Consider the following 6,585-nt stretch of genomic DNA (forward strand, 5'->3'; position numbering starts at 1 on the left):
GAAAGTGAAGGTAGGGTTTGTTTTAATGTTAAATCTAGATTCTGAGATAAATTCATAAAAAAAGAGCGTATTTACATACGCTCTTTTTACAGCATTTTAACTTTTTTTGCTTAACTGACTGGCATTAAGCCTTCGGGCTGGTTTTTTTTGGCTAAATTGCTCAATTAAGAAATTTATTTTAGCGAGTGTGCAAATGCCAAGATGGGTTAAATCAGTTAGATTAAAAGTTAAAACTGAAAATTACGTATAAAAATAATGTAATAGCAATAAAGGATAAATGTGATGGATCACTTAACCCGTTTGAATCTTAAAAATTTTATCGATTACAGAAAAGCTTTAATTTCCTATTCTTCCTTTAAAGTAATCATAGGATTACTGCTTACGATGTTTAGCATGTGTACTTTTTCTGCCGAAATAAATTTTCAAAGTGTATTGCAACAAGAAAGAACATGGGCTGGATTAACGAGTAAGAAAGTAAAAAATAACGATATTGAGTGGGCGTATAGCGAGGGTGGAGATCCGCGGAAGCCAACAATACTACTGTTACATGGTTTGTCAGGTACACGTGATAACTGGAACCGTGTAGCCCGTTACTTAACACCGAATTATCATGTTGTTATTCCTGATTTGCCCGCGCATGGGGAAACGATTGTTACAGATCAGTTTGACCTATCTATACCGAACCAAACAGAAAAGTTAAGACGGTTTATTGATGCTGCTCAGCTGAATCCAAACTTGCATGTGGCCGGTCACTCAATGGGTGGTGCAGTTGCTATGCTCTATACAGCACAGTATCCATTAGAGGTGAGATCATTGATGCTTGTCGATACAGCGGGTGTATTTAAAACTGCAAATACGATTTACTTAAAGGATACAACGAAGCTTAATGATTTAGTTGTGCGTAAAACAGGTGATTTTGATCGACTAATGAGCCTAGCAATGCAAAGTCCACCTTTTATTCCGCAGGAAATTAAAACTGGACAGGAAAAGCTCATGATCAACCAATCGAAAAATACAACAAAAATGGTTGATCAATTGGTTGCGATGTCTAAATATTATACTCCAGACGCATTCGCTTTATTGGTTAGAGGCATTGATGTACCTGTGTTTATCGTGTGGGGAAAGCAAGATAAAATTATTAATGTGGATGTGGCTAATGAGTTAAAAGCACTATTTAAAAATGCTGAACAACCTTTGATATTGAATGGTGTTGGACATATGCCGATACTTGAAGCAGAGCAGTTGGTGGTACAGCCTTATTTGATGTTTTTATCAAAAGTGAAATAACCGTCTATTGAGCAGTACAATCTAAAAATAAAAGCGAGATATTTCTCGCTTTTATTTTGCTTATTAGAAGATTTAATAGATTATGTACGTACCTTAATCTCGTAACCCGTGTATTTACGTATATTGATTACACCGGTATCTAGAATTAAATACTGACCTTTAATGCCTTGTAATTTTCCACGAATAATCGGAGTCTTATCCAAATTATGTGATTTGATCTTTTCAGGATATTCGTCCACAGGATAAATAAATTGACGAGGCAATTCATCTTCAAGTAATTCAACCGTTTCATTGAATTCGAGCTTTTGACTGAATTCATCACGAATGGTTTGAATTTTGGGTGCAAACTCTTCAACCAATTGATCACGGATTTCAATTAGGTTAATAGGATCAGCTTCGCCTTTAAGTAATTTACGCCAATCTGTTTTATCGGCAACCTGTGTACCAAACATGACTTCAAGCTGTCCTGAAAGACGGCGAGAACCAACTTTCATAATGGGTAGAGCTTGTGTAGCGCCTTGATCTAACCAACGCGTTGGCATTTGTCCAAGACGGGTAATACCCACTTTCAAGGCACTCGAATTTGCTAAATAGACGATATGCGGTTGGAAGCAAACTTCATGTGCAAAATCGTCTTCACGGCATGTGCCTAAATGATAATGGCAAGTTTCAGGCTTCATAATGCACATATCACAAGAGGCTTTGGTTTTCATGCATTTAAAGCAATGACCTTGTGAATATGATTTTGGCGTTTTTGCTCCGCAAGAAACGCAGTAAATATTTCCAGTCGCTTCGATCTCAATTTCTTGACCTAAATTAAATGGTAGGTCAACTTCTGAACGATCTAGAATAAATTTATACTCAACATTTGCCTTGTGTGTATGTTGATCAGTTACACTAAGGTCCTTAAGACCTGCATGCATTTTATGGCAAATGCCTTGTAGTTCCATACGAATTCTCTCTTCAATAATAAGGATGCGGCAAATGGCTGAACAAAATGTCATCACTTCTATGCTAGACGATTTGTCGAAAGAGCAGCCTATTTCAACCGCAATCTGTATTGGTCAAAATCTTGAACAATACAATCAATTTCATCCAATTCTATGGCATCATTTTAACGTAACTGAGTTTTTAAGTCTGCCTTTTACCCAGCGATTTGATCTTGGCTTTGTGATTTTGGATAGCGAAATGATGCGAGGCTTAGATGAGCAGCAAAAATCTCAGATGTTGGTCAAACTACGGGACTTGCTGGCAAAACGAATCGTGGTGGTGAGTACATTACAAGATGAACAATTATTGCGTGCACTTGGCTTTACTCAGTTAATTGATAAGACCACTCATGATAGTGACTTTGCATTGTGGCAATTTAATATTTTAACCTATAAACATATCCCAGATTGGTTTAACTCTAAGTTTTGGGCGAACCCAGAAAATTGGAATAAATTCCGTTGGTAACAATGATTTAGTTGTCTAATCTTTGCAAAAAATAACAAACTGCACTTATTGAATTGTCTTTTCCCACGTATGCTGTAACGAGGCTTATCTAGGAATAATAAAATGACAAATTTAAATAGCATTGTGGAAATTTTAGCAAAGCAAGCGTTGGGTGGAGCAGGTGCTCAAAACCAACAAGGTGGCTTAGGCGGTATTTTAGGTTCTGTATTGGGCCAATTAGGTAATAATGCAAATACTCAAAACACACAAACCAATGCTCAAAATCAGGCAGGTGGCTTGGGTGGTATTCTAGGTTCTGTACTGGGTCAGTTGGGTGGTGCAGCGCAACCACAACAACGGACTTCAGGCGGTGGTGCATCTACAATTTTAATTGCAGTATTGCCTTTGGTTTTAGCATGGATCCAAAAACAAGGTGGTTTACAAGGTGCATTGGATAAATTGCGTGGACAAGGTCTAACCAGTCAAGTGGATGATTGGGTGTCTACAGGACCGGGCGAGAATGCCGTAGTAAACACCCAGCAAGTACAAAATTTATTTGATGATGCTGAAATTGAACAAGTGGCGCAGGAAACTCAAACACCAAAGCAAGATGTCTATAGTGCAATCTCAACTGTATTACCACAAATTATTGATTCATTAACACCGCAAGCGGGTCAAACAAATCAAAATGAAGCCAATGATGATATTCAACAAGTACTCAATATGGTTTCAGGTTTCTTAAAACGTTAAGACTGATTTAATGTAAAAAGCCAGTTTAGACTGGCTTTTTTTTGGTGTTAAAAAACATTCATAATTGGATGTGTACTTTAAAGCTCAAGAAGGGTTGAAGAGTCGGTTGGATAAGCAGATTTTTTTGCCGACATAATGTGATTTTTTTTGCCTAATTAAAATAATTTGAGATTGAAATTCGAGTTCACCAAATTCAGGTTCAACTTGTACATAATGCAGTTGACCAAATTCATCTCGTACACGTGCTTGAGCAGAAAAGCCGGGTCGAGCATTACCACTTGAAATCGTCGCTAAACGACCGAGTAAATTGACTGAATGTTTTTTATATTTTGGTGGGACGACTTGATCTAAGCAATGAATCATAAAAACAGTAAAAAAAATTGCGATAATCAGTGCGGGAAGGAATAAATAATATGAAGGTACAAAGTGTCCTTCTTGTGCATGAATGCAAAATTGCAACACATAGCCTGCAAAACTAAAATTCATTAACAAGAAAAATAAAATCAAAGATTTAGACAATTTTACATTGAGCAATGCTAATTCATGTAAACGCTGTGGAAATATGCGCTTTATTAATTGTGTCGGTCTAAAATTAATGTAATAGCCAATGGTTTCCACCATGCCCAACAAAAGCACAGCCAATAAACTTAAATGAAAAATAATTAAGTTGCTATCTGTGATAAATGCGGACATGGCGAAGTTCCAAAGGTTATTCTTCTGTGAGGTAAATTCCACCATCAGAATGCACGTTAATACTTACTTTTTCAAGCGCTTGACCTTGGCAAGGGCCAGAAATACATTCGCCTGTTTCTACAGTGAATAGAGCACCATGTGTTGAGCATTCAATGAACTCTTGGTCACGGTCTAGAAACTGGTTTTCTAAAAACTCTAATTCGACTTGTAAGTGCGGACATAAATTCTGGTAAGCGTAAAACATACCATCACGTTGAGTGATGAAAATGGTATCGCCATCTGGTGTTTCAAAAGAGCGTGCTTCACGTTCAGGCACGTCATCTGTCATACAGATTTTAAACATTAAGCACATTCCTTTTGAAATGACTGTAATAGGGCAGCATAGTCTTCAACGTCTAAGCGAGGACCAAATTGAGAAACAACTTCACTTGAAATTAAAATAGCAAGTTGTGCAGCAGTTTTATAATCATGGCCTGCATTAAGTGCATATAAGAAAGCGCCTGCAAAAGCATCACCCGCACCATTGGCATCAACAGCAGTCACTTTACGACCAGGCACGGTAAATGTCGCTGATTCGTTATGAATTAAAGCACCTTTGGCACTCAATGTAATGACAATGTGTTTACTTAGTGTTTGCAATTTAGCAAGTGCAGATTCTAAATCATCAGTTTCAGTGTACATGAGTGCTTCTTGTTCATTGCAGAACAAAAGGTCAACGCCATCATCGAGTAATTCATCTAAGCCTTGACGTGCATATTGCACCATCGCTGGATCGGAGAGTGTTAAGGCAATTTGCACACCATTAGCTTTCGCTATTTTGCGGGCTTGTTTGACTGCTTGGCGAGCTGTGTCAGAGGTTGAGAGATAGCCTTCAATATATAACCATTTCGCAGTATTTAATGTGCTAAAGTCAATTTGAGCATCAGTCAATTCAGCAGTAATACCAAGATAGGTATGCATTGTGCGCTCAGAGTCAGGGCTGACAAGTACCATACATGTACCGGTCACACCTTCACTGATTGATTGGGTTGCAGTTTGAATGCCAGCTTGGTTTAAACCCTCTAAGTAAATTTGACTAAGATCATCATTACCTACACGGCATGCATAAAATGCAGAACCACCTAAGGCACTGAAAGCTACAGTTGTATTGGCAGCAGAACCACCTGAAGCTTGACCTTTATATTCCTGAGTCGCTTGAAGGTTGTTATATAAAGCTGCCTGAGTATCACCATCAGTCAATTGCATGGTGCCTTTTTGCAGATTTTGTTGAGTTAGGAAGTCATCGGAGACTTTGAATTCCTGGTCAATAAGTGCGTTACCAATTGCAAAAAGGTCAACTGTTGCCATGTTGTTCAATCACATCAAAAAATGAAAGTGTTAAGTTTACACGATTGCTCAGGATTGCTGTAGTTTGTTGAAGAAAATTCAATTAGAAGACAAGTGTGTATATATTTCACTCATATTGATCATTTTTTTGAATATTTTTTTTAAATTGTTGCCGTTTTAATCAGCTTTGCTATTGTATAAAAGCTATTTTTTTAATCTTATAGAGCTACAGGGTTTAAGTGCAGTAAGTTGAATTTTGCTGTTGATATAAATAGATAAATTGATTAAAAAGTGTGGATATATGGAAATAACTATTCGCCAAGCTGACCAGTTGCCAGCTCAAATTGAAAATATTGCTGCTTTAGCGCAGCATGAAGGCTATGTGTTTATACACCGTTTAATCGAAGAATTTCGTAGTGGTAAAAACCGTTTTGATCAAACTGGTGAACAGCTTTTATTGGCTTATGATGGCGATAAACTAATTGCTTGTGGCGGCTTGAATCAACAATGGGGTGATACTGGTATTGAAGAACGTATTGGTCGTGTGCGCCGTTTTTATGTGCATCCGCAGTACCGTCAACATGGTGTGGGGAAGCAATTGCTCATCGAACTTGAAAAGGGTGCAAAAAAACATTTTTCAGCACTGTGTCTAAATACAGATACCAAATCCGCAGCAAGTTTTTATCAAAAGCAAAACTATGTGTTTGTAGAGAGTCATCCAAACTACAACTATTTTAAATATTTAGTTTAGCGGCACCTTTTTCAGCTAATAGGTTTAAATCTTAAAGTTTGAAATGGTCTATAAACTCTCAAAGCATCCTTCGGGATGCTTTTTTGTATCTATAGTTTGGTGAGATGCTTTAATTTAACTGAATGAAAGGATGAGCTGAATTTGAAGATGAATAAAATAGCCTAAGTAGATTAATATTTAATTTGACTCATATAACTTCTTACAGCACCTTAATAAATGGTGGTGTTTTAAAAAGTATGCTGACATTAAATGAAGCCATTATTGATGTAAAAGAAGGTTAAGTCGAAGGCTTTAAAATGGTTTTCAAGCTTTTTGGAGAAATTACAACTTCTTCTAAAACCACG

At 37.2% G+C, this 6,585-nt stretch carries 8 protein-coding genes and 1 pseudogene; 4 read left to right on the forward strand and 5 right to left on the reverse strand.

Translation table 11 applies throughout. The annotated features are described in order from the left end of the window. Positions 1-384: 384 nt before the first annotated feature. On the forward strand, positions 385-1,287 hold the full coding sequence (locus FTT84_RS16390; RefSeq protein ID WP_180081877.1) for an alpha/beta fold hydrolase: 903 nt from the start codon (positions 385-387) through the stop codon (positions 1,285-1,287). An 80-nt stretch (positions 1,288-1,367) separates the two neighbouring features. On the opposite strand, the gene FTT84_RS16395 is transcribed toward FTT84_RS16390, so the two are convergent. Then, on the reverse strand, positions 1,368-2,237 hold the full coding sequence (locus tag FTT84_RS16395) for a DUF2797 domain-containing protein (RefSeq protein WP_067762833.1): 870 nt from the start codon (positions 2,235-2,237) through the stop codon (positions 1,368-1,370). A 34-nt stretch (positions 2,238-2,271) separates the two neighbouring features. Between FTT84_RS16395 and FTT84_RS16400 the strand changes: the two genes are divergently transcribed. Together FTT84_RS16400 and FTT84_RS16405 are read left to right on the forward strand one after the other, a co-directional pair. Continuing rightward, entirely contained in the window at positions 2,272-2,742 is a 471-nt protein-coding gene (locus FTT84_RS16400; protein WP_067762802.1) for a DUF6231 family protein, read from the forward strand. Positions 2,743-2,844: 102 nt separating this feature from the next. After that, positions 2,845-3,471, forward strand: a complete 627-nt coding sequence (locus FTT84_RS16405; protein WP_180081875.1) for a YidB family protein — start codon at positions 2,845-2,847, stop codon at positions 3,469-3,471. Positions 3,472-3,555: 84 nt separating this feature from the next. Here FTT84_RS16405 and FTT84_RS16410 read toward each other — a convergent pair whose 3' ends face one another. From FTT84_RS16410 to FTT84_RS16420, 3 genes are read right to left on the reverse strand one after another with little or no spacing between them, the layout of a single operon-like run. After that, the gene (locus FTT84_RS16410; protein WP_180081873.1) at positions 3,556-4,164 is read right to left on the reverse strand and encodes an OB-fold-containig protein; all 609 of its coding nucleotides are present in this window, start codon (positions 4,162-4,164) and stop codon (positions 3,556-3,558) included. 16 nt (positions 4,165-4,180) lie between these two features. Next, positions 4,181-4,492, reverse strand: coding sequence for a Rieske (2Fe-2S) protein (locus tag FTT84_RS16415; protein WP_171256669.1), 312 nt, complete (start codon positions 4,490-4,492; stop codon positions 4,181-4,183). Positions 4,493-4,506: 14 nt separating this feature from the next. Then, on the reverse strand, positions 4,507-5,511 hold the full coding sequence (locus FTT84_RS16420) for an adenosine kinase (RefSeq protein ID WP_180081871.1): 1,005 nt from the start codon (positions 5,509-5,511) through the stop codon (positions 4,507-4,509). A gap of 280 nt (positions 5,512-5,791) precedes the next feature. Between FTT84_RS16420 and FTT84_RS16425 the strand changes: the two genes are divergently transcribed. Further along, positions 5,792-6,241: a GNAT family N-acetyltransferase gene (locus tag FTT84_RS16425; protein ID WP_067762807.1), complete on the forward strand. Its 450-nt coding sequence runs from the start codon at positions 5,792-5,794 to the stop codon at positions 6,239-6,241. A gap of 245 nt (positions 6,242-6,486) precedes the next feature. On the opposite strand, the pseudogene FTT84_RS16430 reads toward FTT84_RS16425, so the two are convergent. Beyond that, a pseudogene (locus FTT84_RS16430) lies at positions 6,487-6,585 on the reverse strand (IS1 family transposase); the annotation flags it as partial.

This window comes from Acinetobacter sp. YH01019, from assembly GCF_013420285.1.
Lineage (GTDB): Bacteria > Pseudomonadota > Gammaproteobacteria > Pseudomonadales > Moraxellaceae > Acinetobacter > Acinetobacter gandensis.

What these genes read in the sequence shown, in the direction of transcription:
- FTT84_RS16390 (WP_180081877.1), top strand. Translation starts at nt 385, where the DNA reads ATGTTTAGCATGTGTACTTTTTCTGCCGAAATAAATTTTCAAAGTGTA.
- FTT84_RS16395 (WP_067762833.1), bottom strand. Translation starts at nt 2,237, where the DNA reads ATGGAACTACAAGGCATTTGCCATAAAATGCATGCAGGTCTTAAGGAC.
- FTT84_RS16400 (WP_067762802.1), top strand. Translation starts at nt 2,272, where the DNA reads ATGGCTGAACAAAATGTCATCACTTCTATGCTAGACGATTTGTCGAAA.
- FTT84_RS16405 (WP_180081875.1), top strand. Translation starts at nt 2,845, where the DNA reads ATGACAAATTTAAATAGCATTGTGGAAATTTTAGCAAAGCAAGCGTTG.
- FTT84_RS16410 (WP_180081873.1), bottom strand. Translation starts at nt 4,164, where the DNA reads ATGTCCGCATTTATCACAGATAGCAACTTAATTATTTTTCATTTAAGT.
- FTT84_RS16415 (WP_171256669.1), bottom strand. Translation starts at nt 4,492, where the DNA reads ATGACAGATGACGTGCCTGAACGTGAAGCACGCTCTTTTGAAACACCA.
- FTT84_RS16420 (WP_180081871.1), bottom strand. Translation starts at nt 5,511, where the DNA reads ATGGCAACAGTTGACCTTTTTGCAATTGGTAACGCACTTATTGACCAG.
- FTT84_RS16425 (WP_067762807.1), top strand. Translation starts at nt 5,792, where the DNA reads ATGGAAATAACTATTCGCCAAGCTGACCAGTTGCCAGCTCAAATTGAA.